This window comes from Enterobacter sp. 50793107 (assembly GCF_001463365.1).
In the GTDB taxonomy this organism is placed as follows: domain Bacteria; phylum Pseudomonadota; class Gammaproteobacteria; order Enterobacterales; family Enterobacteriaceae; genus Enterobacter; species Enterobacter cloacae.
The window spans coordinates 1-14765 of the sequence record NZ_LNII01000150.1 but is presented as its reverse complement, the minus strand read 5'-3'; the positions used below and the strand labels follow the sequence as shown (position 1 = coordinate 14765).

Annotated in this window: 12 protein-coding genes; 8 read left to right on the top strand and 4 right to left on the bottom strand. The window is 54.5% G+C overall.

From position 1 onward, the window contains the following. The first annotated feature begins 78 nt into the window (after positions 1–78). A complete protein-coding gene (asnA, locus tag APU11_RS19315; RefSeq protein WP_013099401.1) occupies positions 79–1071 on the top strand; it encodes an aspartate--ammonia ligase in 993 nt (330 codons plus the stop codon). On the opposite strand, the gene viaA is transcribed toward asnA, so the two are convergent. After that, positions 1072–2523 carry an ATPase RavA stimulator ViaA gene (gene viaA / locus APU11_RS19310; RefSeq protein WP_013099400.1) on the bottom strand — a complete coding sequence of 484 codons (1452 nt, stop codon included), beginning with the start codon at positions 2521–2523 and terminating at the stop codon, positions 1072–1074. Next, positions 2517–4013, bottom strand: a complete 1497-nt coding sequence (gene ravA / locus APU11_RS19305; protein WP_013099399.1) for an ATPase RavA — start codon at positions 4011–4013, stop codon at positions 2517–2519. The genes viaA and ravA overlap by 7 nt, the downstream gene beginning before the upstream one ends. A 223-nt stretch (positions 4014–4236) precedes the next feature. On the opposite strand from ravA, the gene kup reads away from it, so the two are divergent. The 7 genes from kup (at position 4237) to rbsR (ending at position 12153) form a co-directional block, all read left to right on the top strand. Next, positions 4237–6105 (top strand): low affinity potassium transporter Kup, encoded by a 1869-nt coding sequence (gene kup / locus APU11_RS19300; RefSeq protein WP_058650928.1) that lies wholly within the window; start codon positions 4237–4239, stop codon positions 6103–6105. A gap of 194 nt (positions 6106–6299) precedes the next feature. Continuing rightward, positions 6300–6719: a D-ribose pyranase gene (rbsD, locus tag APU11_RS19295; protein ID WP_013099397.1), complete on the top strand. Its 420-nt coding sequence runs from the start codon at positions 6300–6302 to the stop codon at positions 6717–6719. Positions 6720–6726: 7 nt separating this feature from the next. Beyond that, on the top strand, positions 6727–8232 hold the full coding sequence (rbsA, locus tag APU11_RS19290; RefSeq protein WP_020690258.1) for a ribose ABC transporter ATP-binding protein RbsA: 1506 nt from the start codon (positions 6727–6729) through the stop codon (positions 8230–8232). A 4-nt stretch (positions 8233–8236) separates the two neighbouring features. Continuing rightward, positions 8237–9202 carry a ribose ABC transporter permease gene (gene rbsC / locus APU11_RS19285; protein WP_029883505.1) on the top strand — a complete coding sequence of 322 codons (966 nt, stop codon included), beginning with the start codon at positions 8237–8239 and terminating at the stop codon, positions 9200–9202. Between the two features lie 27 nt (positions 9203–9229). Continuing rightward, positions 9230–10120: a ribose ABC transporter substrate-binding protein RbsB gene (gene rbsB, locus APU11_RS19280; protein WP_013099394.1), complete on the top strand. Its 891-nt coding sequence runs from the start codon at positions 9230–9232 to the stop codon at positions 10118–10120. A 107-nt stretch (positions 10121–10227) separates the two neighbouring features. Continuing rightward, positions 10228–11157, top strand: a complete 930-nt coding sequence (gene rbsK, locus APU11_RS19275; protein ID WP_028028127.1) for a ribokinase — start codon at positions 10228–10230, stop codon at positions 11155–11157. 3 nt (positions 11158–11160) lie between these two features. Further along, entirely contained in the window at positions 11161–12153 is a 993-nt protein-coding gene (rbsR, locus tag APU11_RS19270; protein WP_013099392.1) for a ribose operon transcriptional repressor RbsR, read from the top strand. Here rbsR and mdtD read toward each other — a convergent pair. Beyond that, positions 12119–13552, bottom strand: coding sequence for a multidrug transporter subunit MdtD (gene mdtD / locus APU11_RS19265; protein WP_020690262.1), 1434 nt, complete (start codon positions 13550–13552; stop codon positions 12119–12121). The genes rbsR and mdtD overlap by 35 nt on opposite strands. Continuing rightward, the gene (locus APU11_RS19260) at positions 13549–14256 is read right to left on the bottom strand and encodes a FadR/GntR family transcriptional regulator (protein WP_058650927.1); all 708 of its coding nucleotides are present in this window, start codon (positions 14254–14256) and stop codon (positions 13549–13551) included. Before APU11_RS19260 ends, mdtD begins: the two co-directional genes overlap by 4 nt. Between the last annotated feature and the right edge of the window lie 509 nt (positions 14257–14765).

Sequence of the window (14765 nt, the reverse complement as noted above, 5' to 3'; positions counted from 1 at the left end):
CTTTTTGTTGTTTGATTATTGAATTGAATGCCTTTTCTGTTGCTTAATCAATACCAACAGGACGCAGGAGTATAAATAATGAAAACCGCTTATATCGCAAAACAACGCCAGATCAGTTTCGTTAAATCCCATTTTTCCCGCCAGCTGGAAGAGAAGCTGGGTCTGATTGAAGTTCAGGCACCGATTCTCAGCCGCGTGGGTGATGGGACGCAGGATAACTTGTCCGGATGCGAAAAAGCGGTGCAGGTGAAAGTGAAAACACTGCCAGACGCCCAGTTCGAAGTGGTTCATTCCCTCGCGAAGTGGAAGCGTCAAACCCTGGGACAGCACGACTTCAGCGCGGGCGAAGGACTCTACACGCACATGAAAGCCCTCCGCCCCGATGAAGACCGCCTGTCTGCCATTCACTCTGTTTACGTTGACCAGTGGGACTGGGAGCGCGTAATGGGTGATGGCGAGCGCCATGTCGGCACGCTGAAATCCACCGTTGAGGCGATCTACGCCGGGATCAAAGCGACCGAAGCGGCCGTAAGCAAAGAGTTTGGTCTGGCACCGTTCCTGCCGGAATCGATCCACTTTGTTCACAGCCAGGAGTTGCTGAGTCGTTTCCCGGATCTGGATGCTAAAGGTCGTGAACGTGCGATCGCTAAAGAACTGGGTGCCGTCTTCCTGATGGGGATCGGCGGTAAGCTGTCGGATGGCAAACGTCATGATGTTCGTGCACCGGATTATGATGACTGGAGCACCATGAGCGAGGGCGAATTTGCTGGACTGAACGGCGATATTCTGGTCTGGAACCCCGTGCTGGAAGATGCGTTTGAACTCTCCTCAATGGGGATCCGCGTGGATGCTGATGCGCTGAAACGCCAGCTGGCGGTGACCGGTGATGAAGATCGTCTCACGCTGGAATGGCACCAGGCGCTGCTGCGCGGAGAGATGCCACAGACCATTGGCGGCGGCATCGGCCAGTCCCGTCTGACCATGCTGCTGCTGCAACTGTCGCATATTGGTCAGGTGCAGTGTGGTGTCTGGCCGCAGCAGGTACGTGAAAGCGTCAGCTCGCTTCTGTAATTAACGCTGCCAGCGCCTGAGCAGGCGGCTACGCAACCCGGTATCAAAGCGCCAGATATGATCGAAGATGCGCATGATGCCGGGTTTTCCATGGGCGGACATCGCCACTGCGTGGAAACGGTGCTGATGCACCCGCTGTAACTCCTTCACTTTATTCACCACGTCATCCGGCAGCCGCTGGGCAATAAAATCGGAAATCACCACCGCGTCAGCGTCGTACCAGTCGCCGCCCTGCATACGTTCCACAATGCTGCGAAAACAGCTGGCCAGATCGGTACCGCCGCGAAAACGCTGGCTTAAAAAGCGGATCGCCTGCTCAATACCCTGCTGATGGGTCAGCTCATAGCTGACCACTTCGCTGGAAAAGAGCATGATAAAGCAGCGACGCCGGTCAGCGAGCGCCACGCGCATCAGCGCCAGGCAGAACGCTTTGGCACACTGTTCGTTGAAACCGCCCATCGATCCAGATGTATCCACACAAACAATAAATGGGCCGCGCGGTTGCTCATCAAAATCCTGATGGACCACCGGACGTTGGCTGATTTTTTCGCGCCAGGCTTCGCCATGCAGGCGATAGGTCAGAAGCTGTTTTTCCACCAGCCGACGATAAAACTCATATTCCAGCTCGGTCATCCCGAGCGTGCTCAGCTCCGTAGGCAGCAGGCGTAAAATGTCATCGCTTTGCTGGAGCCCATCCACCTGTTCCGGCACGGTGGCCGGTTCCCGCACCAGGGTGCGGAAGGTTTCCATCGGGGCATCCTTCTTTGGGACCGATTTAGCCTCCCTTGAGCGACCCAGCTGTTCCGCAAGCTTCATTAGCTCGGGCTGCTGCGCCAGGAAATCACCATACCGGACAATCAGCTGATAATCCCCACGCCTGATTTGGCCTGCACTCATATCCCAGAGACGTCCGGCGGCGTTTTCATTTTCTACCAGTACCTGCTCCAGCTGACCGCTTAAGGTCATGCGTTCCTGAACTTCGCTGAGCAATTGTTCACGCTCTTCATCCAGCAGCTGCTGGTTCAGCGTCGTGGCCTGAACCACAAGGCTGAGGCGCCAGCGCTGTAAAAAGAGTGTGTGTAAGGCGGGGGTGAAGGTGGCGTTATCGGTGACCAGCGCCCGGGCCTGGCTGGCAAATGGGGAGTGTACTTTATCGAGTAACGTCAGGGTTTGCGGGATCTGAACAATAAACTGCGACGTGGAAAGCCGCTGGCACTGCTGATAGCAGGCCACCTCTTCGGTTAACTCCTGTGGCACTTCGGTCTCTTTAAACCGCTGTCGCAGGTTGTCCCGCCAGCGCGGGAGATCGTCCGTCATCGCTTTTTTTAGCTTCGGGAATTTTTCAAAAAAAGCCGCCAGCTGAGGAGACGCCAGAAGAGTAATAATCACCTCTTCGATCAACCCATCTTCGCTGACGGCCAGCATGACGTTAAGCGTATCCAGCGTTAGCATTGACGAGCCTGTTTGATCTGCGCGCTCACATCCTGCAGGCTGGCTTCAATGCGACCTAACCAGTCGCTGTGAATAAAGAGGCACTTTTGCTGTTCGCTGAAGCGCGTATGCTGCTGATGCCATTCGGTATCCAGCGCCTCCAGCTGCTGCGTGATCTCTTCCGGTACGCTGTCAGAGGCGCTTCCCGGGAGGGCAAGGCGTGACCCCTGCAGGCTTACGTCGCGGATCACCAGGTGCTGACTGCTGTCCACTTCCATATTCAGCGGCTGTGCAAAGCCTATACCGTTAAGCTTACCGCGGATCTCTCCGCCCTTATCAAGCCACTGGGCCAGCGCGTCACGCTCAAGCGTAATGTGCACCACCTGCATGTCATGGAGTTTAAGCGGCTGCTGGAGAAGCAGCGTCAGCGTTGGGCTGGTCAGCTCAGCGGGCAGTTCGTAGTGCGGTTTACGGGCGAACATGCCGCCAAGACGGTTCACCTTCAGCGCGGTTTTATCACTTTGCTGCTGCTGTAGCTGAATGCGCCGTTGGGCTATCGCCCCAAGCTGGTTGAGCATTGATTGCTGGCCCCAGGCGTGTCCGGTCATCAATATTTCAAGCTGCTGCTGCATCAGATTCATCCCTTCGGCATCGTGCCAGAGGCAGTCTTTCAGCAGGATCAGATCGATAGGGGCAACCGCGTCGCGCCCGCTGAACAGGGCGCTGGCCTGCAGCAGACGAATTGCTTTTTTCCAGCGACGGTCGGAAACATAAGGTGCAGAAGGAAGGAGATCAAGCTGCTGACGGAGCTGGTAGATCAACTCAAACACCGCGTCCGGCAGTGTGATTTTGCCGATATCCACCTGCCACTGCTGATACTCCTCGTCCGTGACCTGCAGTGAAGCGGCTACCGGGTTTTCATTTTCATCCTGCTGGCTGGTCAGCATGGAGCGGAAGTTCGATTTATCCTGCACTTTGTCCAGCCACAGGCGGATCAGCATGCGGTCATACAGCGCTTCAAGGCTGCTGTCGGCCTCGGGAAGTTCGTTCGAGGCGGCCACCAGCAGGCGCATCGGGATTTTTTCTTCGCTGGCGCCGTTACGGAACCGGCGTTCGTTAATCGCCGTGAGCAGGGTATTCAGAATGGCCGGTCCCGCTTTCCAGATCTCATCGAGAAAAACAATCTCTGCTTCCGGCAGATACCCCTCGGTAAGGCGTTGATAACGCCCCTCATCTTTCAGCGCCTGGATGGACAGCGGGCCGAAAACCTCTTCAGGGGTGGAAAAGCGGGTCATCAGGTATTCGAAGGCGCGTGCATTCTGAAAGGCAAATTTCAGCCTACGGGCAATCAAGCTTTTGGCAATGCCCGGCGGGCCAAGCAGAAATACGCTTTCACCGCTCAACGCCGCCAGTAAACAGAGGCGGATGGCGTGACTACGTTCGAAAAGACCTTTCTCCAGTGCGCTGCTGAGACGGGAAATTCTTTCTGCTAATAAATGTGAGTGAGCCATAATAGTTTTTGCATCCTTTCGCCGTCGTGGCGGCTAATTGAAGCGAGTATAGACGTTTCAGTCAGGGCTGGTAATAGGCTGAAGTGCGGCGCAATTTTCTTTGCGCTACATTAATGCGGTTGCATTTAGGGGTTCGATTTTGCAACGAATCGTGCATACTGTGCGCTTTTTGTGGACCAAGGGAACAGGAACACATTTGTTATTTAAACGAAAAGACTAGTCTATGAGCACTGATAATAAGCAATCATTACCCGCAATTACGCTTGCGGCGATCGGGGTTGTCTACGGTGATATCGGCACCAGCCCGCTTTATACGCTTCGTGAATGTCTGTCCGGCCAGTTTGGCTTTGGTGTTGAACGCGATGCCGTATTTGGCTTCCTGTCCCTCATCTTCTGGCTGCTGATCCTGGTGGTTTCTGTTAAATACCTCTCCTTTGTGATGCGTGCAGATAACGCAGGTGAGGGGGGGATCCTGACCCTGATGTCCCTTGCGGGGCGCAACACCTCGGCCAGAATGACATCGGTACTGGTTATTATTGGCCTGATTGGTGGCAGCTTCTTCTATGGGGAAGTGGTCATCACGCCTGCTATCTCGGTGCTTTCGGCGATTGAGGGGCTTGAGATTATCGCACCGCAGCTTGATACGTGGGTGGTTCCGCTGGCGATAATCGTTCTGACGTTGCTGTTTATTATCCAGAAGCACGGTACCGGGCTGGTGGGGAAACTGTTCGCACCGATTATGCTGGCCTGGTTCCTGATTCTGGCGGCGCTCGGTTTGCGCGGAGTTATTGGCAACCCGGAGGTTCTGCAGGCGCTGAACCCATACTGGGCTATCCATTTCTTCCTTGAATACAAAGTCGTTTCCTTCGTGGCGCTCGGCGCCGTTGTGCTCTCTATTACCGGTGTTGAAGCGCTGTATGCAGATATGGGGCACTTCGGCAAACTGCCGATTCGCTTGGCGTGGTTTTTAGTTGTCCTGCCATCGCTTGTATTGAACTACTTCGGGCAGGGGGCGCTGCTGCTGAAAAACCCGGAAGCGATTAAAAACCCCTTCTTCCTGCTGGCCCCGGATTGGGCGCTGGTGCCGATGCTTATTCTGGCTACGCTGGCCACCGTTATCGCATCTCAGGCGGTCATTTCCGGCGTGTTCTCTCTGACGCGCCAGGCCGTGCGTCTGGGGTATCTCTCTCCCATGCGTATCATCCATACCTCAGAGATGGAATCGGGCCAGATCTACATCCCGTTTGTTAACTGGCTGCTCTATTTTGCTGTGGTGATCGTGATCGTCAGCTTTGAGCACTCCAGCAACCTGGCCGCGGCGTACGGTATTGCGGTAACAGGCACCATGGTGCTGACATCGCTTCTTTCCACCACGGTGGCGTACCGAAACTGGCACTGGAACAAGTTCCTCGTGGCGATGATTCTGGTGGGCTTCCTGTGCATCGACGTACCGCTGTTCTCGGCAAACCTCGATAAGATTGTCTCCGGCGGTTGGCTGCCGCTGACGCTTGGTCTGTTGATGTTCATTGTGATGACCACGTGGAAAAGCGAGCGTTTCCGTCTGCTGCGTCGTATGCATGAACACGGAAACTCCCTGGAGGCGATGATTGCCTCGCTGGAGAAATCCCCACCGGTTCGCGTACCGGGCACGGCGGTGTATATGTCCCGTGCGTTGAACGTTATTCCGTTCGCATTGATGCATAACCTCAAGCACAACAAGGTACTGCATGAGCGGGTTATCCTGCTGACCCTGCGCACCGAAGATGCACCGTATGTTCACAATGTGCGCCGTGTTCAAATTGAGCAACTGTCGCCAACCTTCTGGCGTGTGGTGGCGAGCTACGGCTGGCGTGAGACGCCGAACGTGGAAGAGGTCTTCCACCGCTGCGGTCTGGAAGGCTTAAGCTGCCGCATGATGGAAACATCGTTCTTTATGTCGCATGAGTCGCTGATTATCGGTAAACGTCCGTGGTATCTGCGCCTGCGCGGCAAGCTGTATCTTATTCTGCAGCGAAACGCCCTGCGTGCGCCGGACCAGTTTGAGATCCCGCCTAATCGCGTGATTGAACTGGGAACCCAGGTCGAGATTTAAGCTTCTTAAAATGCCGGGTAGCGCTTCGCTTACCCGGCCTATTCATACTCAATATTCCCGCCAAAATTTACGTCTCATTTCACTTAGCGAAACGTTTCGACACCGATCACAATTCTGTTACGTCATGGTGGTTTTCTGAACACTCTTAAGACTAAACTGATTTCAGCGAAACGTTTCGCTAGTGGAGCAAGAAAATGAAGAAAGGCACAGTTCTCAACTCAGAAATCTCGTCGGTTATTTCCCGTCTTGGGCATACCGATACGCTGGTGGTTTGCGATGCAGGCTTACCGGTTCCGCGCAACACAACCCGTATTGATATGGCGTTAACGCAGGGCGTGCCCTCGTTTATGCAGGTACTGGATGTAGTGACCGCGGAGATGCAGGTTGAGGTGGCCATTCTCGCGACGGAAATTAAACAACATAATCCGCAACTCCACGAAACGTTGCTCAATCACATTGAGCAACTGCAACAACACCAGGGAAACACCATAGAAATTCGTTACACAACGCACGAACAGTTCAAACAACAAACCGCAGACAGTCAGGCGGTGATTCGCAGCGGGGAGTGTTCCCCGTATGCGAATATCATTCTCTGTGCTGGCGTCACCTTCTGAGGCCATCATGGACGCATTACTGCAACTTAAAGGGATCGATAAATCGTTCCCGGGCGTAAAAGCCCTTTCTGGCGCGGCGCTGAACGTTTATGCCGGACGCGTAATGGCGCTGGTGGGCGAGAATGGCGCCGGCAAATCCACCATGATGAAAGTGCTGACCGGTATCTATCAACGCGATGCCGGTTCACTTTTGTGGCTGGGTAAAGAGACCACCTTCAGCGGTCCAAAAGCCTCGCAGGAAGCGGGGATCGGCATTATTCACCAGGAACTGAACCTGATCCCGCAGCTCACTATTGCGGAGAACATCTTCCTTGGCCGCGAATTTGTTAACCGGTTTGGCAAAATTGACTGGAAAACGATGTATGCCGAAGCGGATAAGCTGCTGGCGAAGCTCAACCTGCGCTTCAAAAGCGACCGTCTGGTGGGCGAACTTTCCATTGGCGACCAGCAGATGGTGGAGATCGCGAAAGTGCTGAGCTTTGAGTCGAAGGTCATCATTATGGATGAACCGACGGACGCCCTGACCGATACCGAAACCGAATCCCTGTTCCGCGTCATCCGCGAGCTGAAATCGCAGGGACGTGGAATTGTCTATATCTCTCACCGTATGAAAGAGATTTTCGAGATCTGCGACGACGTTACCGTCTTCCGCGACGGGCAGTTTATTGCCGAGCGTGAAGTGGCATCGCTGACGGAAGATACGCTTATCGAAATGATGGTGGGACGCAAGCTCGAAGATCAATACCCGCACCTCGACAAAGCACCGGGTGAAATCCGCCTGAAGGTGGATAATCTCTGTGGCCCGGGCGTGGATAATGTCTCCTTTACCCTGCGCAAAGGGGAAATTCTTGGCGTGGCAGGGCTAATGGGTGCCGGCCGTACCGAGCTGATGAAAGTGCTGTACGGTGCGCTGCCGCGATCCAGCGGTTATGTCACTCTCGACGGGCATGAAGTGGTGACGCGCTCTCCGCAGGATGGCCTGGCTAATGGTATTGTTTATATCTCCGAAGACCGTAAGCGCGACGGCTTAGTGCTGGGCATGTCGGTGAAAGAGAACATGTCTCTTACCGCCCTGCGCTATTTCAGCCGCAGCGGCGGCAGCCTGAAACATAAAGATGAACAGCAGGCAGTCAGCGATTTTATCCGCCTCTTTAATGTGAAAACCCCCTCGATGGAACAGGCGATTGGCCTGCTGTCCGGCGGTAATCAACAGAAAGTGGCGATTGCACGCGGGCTGATGACGCGCCCGAAAGTGTTGATCCTTGATGAACCTACCCGCGGTGTGGACGTAGGGGCCAAAAAAGAGATCTATCAGCTGATTAACCAGTTCAAGGCCGACGGTCTGAGCATCATTCTGGTCTCTTCCGAGATGCCAGAGGTATTAGGCATGAGCGATCGCATTATCGTCATGCATGAAGGGCATCTCGGCGGTGAATTCACTCGCGAGCAGGCCACCCAGGAAGTTCTGATGGCTGCCGCTGTGGGCAAGCTTAATCGCGTGAATCAGGAGTAAGAAGATGACTACCCAGGCTGTTTCTGGTCGCCGTTATTTCACAAAGGCATGGCTGATGGAACAAAAATCGCTGATTGCCCTGCTGGTGCTGATCGCGATTGTGTCGACCATGAGCCCCAATTTCTTCACCGTTAATAACCTGTTCAACATTCTTCAGCAGACCTCCGTGAACGCCATTATGGCGGTCGGGATGACGCTGGTGATCCTGACATCGGGTATCGATCTGTCCGTCGGTTCTCTGCTGGCGCTCACCGGTGCGGTTGCTGCTTCAATCGTCGGGATTGAGGTCAACGCGCTGGTGGCCGTTGCCGCTGCGCTGGCGCTGGGTGCGGCAATTGGTGCTGTCACCGGGGTTATTGTGGCGAAAGGTCGTGTTCAGGCGTTTATTGCGACGCTGGTCATGATGCTGCTGCTGCGCGGAGTCACCATGGTGTATACCAACGGCAGCCCGGTTAACACCGGCTTTACGGACAACGCCGATCTGTTTGGCTGGTTCGGTATCGGTCGCCCGCTGGGTATCCCGACGCCGGTCTGGATCATGGCCATCGTCTTCCTGGCGGCGTGGTACATGCTGCACCACACGCGTCTGGGCCGCTATATTTATGCACTGGGCGGTAACGAAGCGGCAACGCGTCTGTCCGGTATCAGCGTCAACAAAGTTAAAATTATCGTTTACTCACTGTGCGGTTTGCTGGCCTCTCTGGCGGGCATCATCGAAGTGGCGCGCCTCTCTTCCGCGCAGCCAACGGCGGGTACGGGGTATGAGCTGGATGCCATTGCGGCAGTGGTTCTGGGCGGTACGAGTCTTGCGGGCGGTAAAGGTCGCATTGTTGGGACATTGATCGGCGCACTGATTCTCGGTTTCCTGAATAATGGTTTGAATTTGTTAGGTGTTTCCTCCTATTACCAGATGATCGTTAAAGCAGTGGTGATTTTGCTGGCGGTCCTGGTAGACAACAAAAAACAGTAACTGACGACACTACAGGACATCTTAGATATGAACATGAAAAAACTGGCTACCCTGGTTTCTGCTGTCGCGCTGAGCGCAACCGTAAGTGCTAACGCTATGGCGAAAGACACCATCGCGCTGGTTATCTCCACGCTGAACAACCCGTTCTTCGTCTCCCTGAAGGATGGCGCACAGAAAGAAGCCGACAAACTGGGCTACAACCTGGTGGTGCTGGATTCACAGAACAACCCGGCGAAAGAGCTGGCTAACGTGCAGGACTTAACCGTTCGCGGCACTAAAATTCTGCTGATCAACCCAACCGATTCTGACGCGGTGGGTAACGCCGTGAAGATGGCAAACCAGGCGAAGATCCCGGTGATCACCCTGGACCGTCAGGCAACGAAAGGCGACGTTGTGAGCCACATTGCGTCTGATAACGTGCTGGGCGGTAAAATCGCGGGTGACTACATCGCGAAGAAAGCAGGTGAAGGCGCGAAAGTTATCGAACTGCAGGGTATTGCCGGTACGTCCGCAGCCCGCGAACGTGGCGAAGGTTTCCAGCAGGCGGTTGCGGCTCACAAATTTAACGTCCTGGCCAGCCAGCCTGCTGACTTCGACCGTACTAAAGGTCTGAACGTCATGCAGAACCTGCTGACCGCGCACCCAGACGTGCAGGCGGTGTTCGCACAGAACGACGAAATGGCGCTCGGCGCACTGCGTGCCCTGCAGACTGCAGGTAAATCTGATGTGATGGTTGTCGGATTTGACGGCACACCAGATGGTGAAAAAGCGGTAAATGATGGCAAACTGGCGGCGACCATCGCTCAGCTGCCTGAGCAGATCGGCGCGACTGGCGTGCAGACTGCTGACAAAGTGCTGAAGGGCGAAAAAGTTCAGGCTAAATATCCAGTTGACCTGAAACTGGTCATCAAGCAGTAAAAAGGCGATTCAGGCAGTCGCTGGCTGCCTGAGGGACACCAATAAAGAAAAGTGTGGCATACGCCACCGGGTAACACCGGTGGCGCTCTCAGATGGACAGCTCAACCATGAAAACCGCAGGCAACCTCGTCGTCCTTGGCAGTATCAATGCCGATCACATTCTTAACCTTGAATCCTTCCCGACGCCGGGCGAAACCGTTACCGGCAACCATTATCAGGTGGCATTTGGCGGTAAAGGTGCCAACCAGGCGGTTGCAGCAGGACGCAGTGGGGCAAATATCGCGTTTATCGCCTGTACAGGTGATGACGATACCGGTGAGCGCGTGCGTAAACAGCTCGCCAGCGATAACATCGATGTTGCGCCAGTCAGCGTTGTTGCAGGGGAATCGACCGGCGTGGCGCTGATTTTCGTCAATGCGGAAGGTGAGAATGTCATCGGTATTCATGCAGGCGCGAATGCCCGTCTTACGACGGACCGCGTTGAAGCACAGCGCGAGCTTATCGCTAATGCCGACGCGTTACTGATGCAGCTGGAATCGCCCGTAGAAAGCGTACTGGCGGCCGCTGACATTGCGCATCAAAATCATACCACTGTCGTACTTAATCCTGCGCCTGCCCGTGTATTATCAGACGAACTGCTGGCGCGGGTGGACATCATTACACCGAACGAAACCGAAGCGGAAAAACTGACGGGCATTGGTGTTGAAAATGATGATGACGCAGCACGTGCCGCGAAAGCGCTGCACGATAAAGGCATCGGCACCGTTATCATTACCCTCGGTAGCCGCGGCGTGTGGGCAAGCGTAAACGGCGAAGGCCGTCGCGTGCCGGGCTTTAAGGTCAAGGCGATTGACACTATCGCGGCAGGCGATACGTTTAACGGAGCATTGGTGACAGCGCTGCTGGAAGGAAAGGGAATGGATGATGCTATCCGCTTTGCGCATGCTGCTGCGGCTATCGCCGTCACGCGCAAAGGTGCCCAGCCCTCCGTTCCGTGGCGTAAAGAGATCGATGAATTCTTAAGTCAGCAGGGGTAACGCTTGGCCACAATGAAAGATGTCGCCCGCCTGGCGGGCGTTTCTACGTCGACAGTCTCCCACGTCATTAATAACGATCGCTTCGTCAGCGAGGCGATTCGGGAGAAAGTCGAAGCCGCAGTGAAAGATCTCAACTATGCGCCGTCTGCGCTGGCCCGCAGCCTGAAGCTCAACCAGACACGCACCATTGGCATGCTGATCACCGCCAGTACGAATCCCTTTTATTCTGAACTTGTCCGCGGGGTGGAACGCAGCTGCTTCGAACGCGGCTACAGTCTGGTGCTGTGCAATACCGAAGGGGATGAGCAGCGTATGAACCGTAATCTGGAGACGCTGATGCAAAAACGCGTCGACGGGTTACTGCTGCTGTGTACCGAAACGCATCAACCCTCGAAAGAGATCATTCAGCGTTATCCGTCTATCCCCACGGTGATGATGGACTGGGCGCCGTTCGACGGGACCAGCGATCTGATTCAGGATAACTCCCTGCTGGGCGGAGATATGGCAACCCAGTATCTGATCGACAAAGGCCATACCCGCATCGCCTGCATTACTGGCCCGCTGGATAAAACCCCGGCGCGTCTGCGTCTGGAGGGGTACCTTTCCGCGATGGCTCGGGCGGGACTCGCGGTTCCGGAGGGTTACCGTATTACCGGCGATTTTGAATTTCAGGGCGGTTTCGAGGCGATGCAGACATTGCTGGCGCAGACACCGCGCCCGCAGGCCGTCTTTATTGGCAATGATGCCATGGCGTTTGGGGCATATAAGGCGTTGTACCAGGCGGGATTGCGTATTCCTGACGATATGGCGGTGATTGGCTACGATGATATCGAACTGGCCAGCTACATGACCCCGCCGCTGACCACGATCCATCAGCCAAAAGATGAACTGGGTGAGCTGGCCATTGATGTATTAATCCACCGAATGGCGCAGCCCACGCTGCAGCAGCAACGTCTGCAGCTTACTCCTGTTCTGATGGAACGGGGTTCGGTTTAGCTTTTGTTTTGTGGCGTTCTTTAATCAGGTTTCGACCATCTTTCGGTTTTAACAGCATAAAGACCAGCGCTGAAACGACGGTAAGTACGCCCATCGTGATAAAGGTATAGTGGAACTGCTCGACGGTGTTCGCGCTGTCAAAACCTTCATAGAACCGCAGTACCGCGGCACTGACAGCCACCCCAAGGCTGATTGATAACTGTTGAGTCACCGCCAGCACGCTGTTGCCACTACTGGCGTTGTCGTCAGTCAGATCCGCGAGAGTAATCGTGTTCATCGACGTGAACTGCGTTGACATTGCCATACCCAGCACAAACAGCGGCAGGATCAGCATCCAGACGGGAAGCGAGGCAGATTGTAGCGAGAACTGCGCAATCATCAGCCCGATAAAGACCGTTACGCCAACCAGCGTCTTCCGATAGCCAAACCAGCGCAGCACCTGCGTGACGGTTGATTTGGCCAGAATTGAGCCCATTGCCGTGGGCGCCATCATGCAGCCGGCTATCAGGGCCGGATAGCCGAAACCGACCTGCAGCATCAGAGGCATCAAAAACGGTACGCAGCCCGTCCCCAGGCGCGAAGCAATGTTCCCCGCGATACCTACCGAGAAAGTGCGCGTATTAAAGAGAGACAGCGAAATCAGCGGTGTCGGGTGACGGCGTGCATGACGTATATAAAGAAGGAACAGCAAAATACCGCCAAGAATGACAGCCAGCGCAAGCCATGTTGCCACTATCTTCTCACCAAACAGCTCCATCCCGCTGGAGAACAATACCAGGCTCAGACCAAACAGGAAAAAACCACCCATATCGAAACTGCGTCTTGGCGTGGTGAAGTTCGGCATATATTTGCGGGCATACAGCAGCCCCGCTACGCCAATTGGAATATTAATCAGGAAGATCCAGTGCCAGCTGGCCCAGGTGACAAACACACCGCCCAGCACCGGGCCAAGTATAGGACCGACCAGGCCGGGCATGGTGACGAAGTTGAGCACGGGAAGCAATTCACTGCGCGGATAGGCGCGCAAAAGTGCTAGGCGCGCCACGGGCATCATCATCGCGCCGCCAATTCCCTGCAGAACGCGGAAGATAACCAGTTCGGTCAGAGAGGATGATAATGCACAGGCCAGCGAACCGAGCGTAAAGAGCGTTACGGCCAACATAAATACGCGACGGGTGCCGAAGCGATCGGCCAGCCAGCCGCTCACCGGGATCAACATTGCAACCGTCAGGGTGTAACTGATGATGGCGGACTGCATCGCCAGCGGCGATCGGTTAAGGCTTTGCGCAATGGCGGGAAGTGCGGTGTTGAGGATGGTGGCATCCAGTGCCTGCATAAAGAACGCCATGGCTGCAATCCACGGCAGCCCGGCCATGCTGCGTGCTTTTTTCTTTGTCATTTATTCACCTGCTGGTGGGTTGGCGCGGCCAGTAACGCCTGGCACGCGCTCAGGGCTCGTTGCCCGTCGCTCTCCTGAATGGCATCGACAATGGCCTGATGCAGATCCAGCTTCACCACTTCGTCCTGAGTAATAGAGGTAAAGTAGGTGTGGTACACCGAATGGAATAAAGAAGCAAAAGAGGTAAGGAACGGATTGGCGCTCATCATATAGATATGTTCATGCCAGGCCATATCGACCTCAACCCAGCGCTCGCGGTTGAAGTGCTTTTTCAGGAACACCATCTCTTCCATTAAGGTGTTGAGCTGGGCTTTTTGTTCGGCTGTCCCGAGCGTGGCGGCAAGCAGGCAGGCCTGCGGCTCAAGACTGCTGCGCATTACCAGAAAGTGTTCGACGACCTGATTGAAGTTGTCTTCTGTCATCCACCAGGAGAGAAGTTCCTGATCGAGGAAGTTCCAGTTGCTTTGTGGCATTACCCGCGTGCCAATGCGCGGACGCGGTAGCACCATGCCTTTTGCTGTTAAGGTTTTCACTGCTTCGCGAACGGCGGTACGACTCACGCCAAACTGCTCGCCCAGCTCCATTTCACCCGGCAGGATGCTACCTGGGGCATATTTACCCGCTAAAATCAGCTGAGCCAGCTTTTCTGCCAGCACATAAGACAGGTTTTTTTGGGCTGCCAGCTGTTGTGCGCTCAATGGCATTGCTTTTATTCCTTAATGATTCTTGTCGATAAGTATGCCACCGTGAATGTGATTGTGGTTGCAGATACATCAAATAGAACACTTTGTAGCTTGATTTCATCGCTATTGGTGAAAAAAAACACGGACGGAAACTTTTTTTAAATTTCCTCTTGTCACTTCAGAATAACTCCCTATAATGCGCCTCCACTGACACGGAACAACGGCACACACGCCGCCGGGTCAGCAGAGAAAAGCAAATTAAACGCTTGACTCTGAAGCGGGAAAGCGTAATATGCACACCCCGCGCCGCAGCGAAAACGAAGCGGCACTGCTCTTTAACAATTTATCAGACAATCTGTGTGGGCACTCAAAGTGACATGGATTCTTAATGTCTTCAGACGAAAAATGAATACCAAGTCTCAACGAGTGAACACGTAATTCATTACGAAGTTTAATTCATTGAGCATCAAACTTTTAAATTGAAGAGTTTGATCATGGCTCAGATTGAACGCTGGCGGCAGGCCTAACAC

Excerpts from the sequence above, each read along its gene's own strand:
- kup (WP_058650928.1), top strand. The coding sequence starts at position 4,237 with ATGAGCACTGATAATAAGCAATCATTACCCGCAATTACGCTTGCGGCG.
- mdtD (WP_020690262.1), bottom strand. The coding sequence starts at position 13,552 with ATGACAAAGAAAAAAGCACGCAGCATGGCCGGGCTGCCGTGGATTGCA.
- rbsD (WP_013099397.1), top strand. The coding sequence starts at position 6,300 with ATGAAGAAAGGCACAGTTCTCAACTCAGAAATCTCGTCGGTTATTTCC.
- rbsA (WP_020690258.1), top strand. The coding sequence starts at position 6,727 with ATGGACGCATTACTGCAACTTAAAGGGATCGATAAATCGTTCCCGGGC.
- viaA (WP_013099400.1), bottom strand. The coding sequence starts at position 2,523 with ATGCTAACGCTGGATACGCTTAACGTCATGCTGGCCGTCAGCGAAGAT.
- asnA (WP_013099401.1), top strand. The coding sequence starts at position 79 with ATGAAAACCGCTTATATCGCAAAACAACGCCAGATCAGTTTCGTTAAA.
- APU11_RS19260 (WP_058650927.1), bottom strand. The coding sequence starts at position 14,256 with ATGCCATTGAGCGCACAACAGCTGGCAGCCCAAAAAAACCTGTCTTAT.
- rbsK (WP_028028127.1), top strand. The coding sequence starts at position 10,228 with ATGAAAACCGCAGGCAACCTCGTCGTCCTTGGCAGTATCAATGCCGAT.
- ravA (WP_013099399.1), bottom strand. The coding sequence starts at position 4,013 with ATGGCTCACTCACATTTATTAGCAGAAAGAATTTCCCGTCTCAGCAGC.
- rbsC (WP_029883505.1), top strand. The coding sequence starts at position 8,237 with ATGACTACCCAGGCTGTTTCTGGTCGCCGTTATTTCACAAAGGCATGG.
- rbsB (WP_013099394.1), top strand. The coding sequence starts at position 9,230 with ATGAACATGAAAAAACTGGCTACCCTGGTTTCTGCTGTCGCGCTGAGC.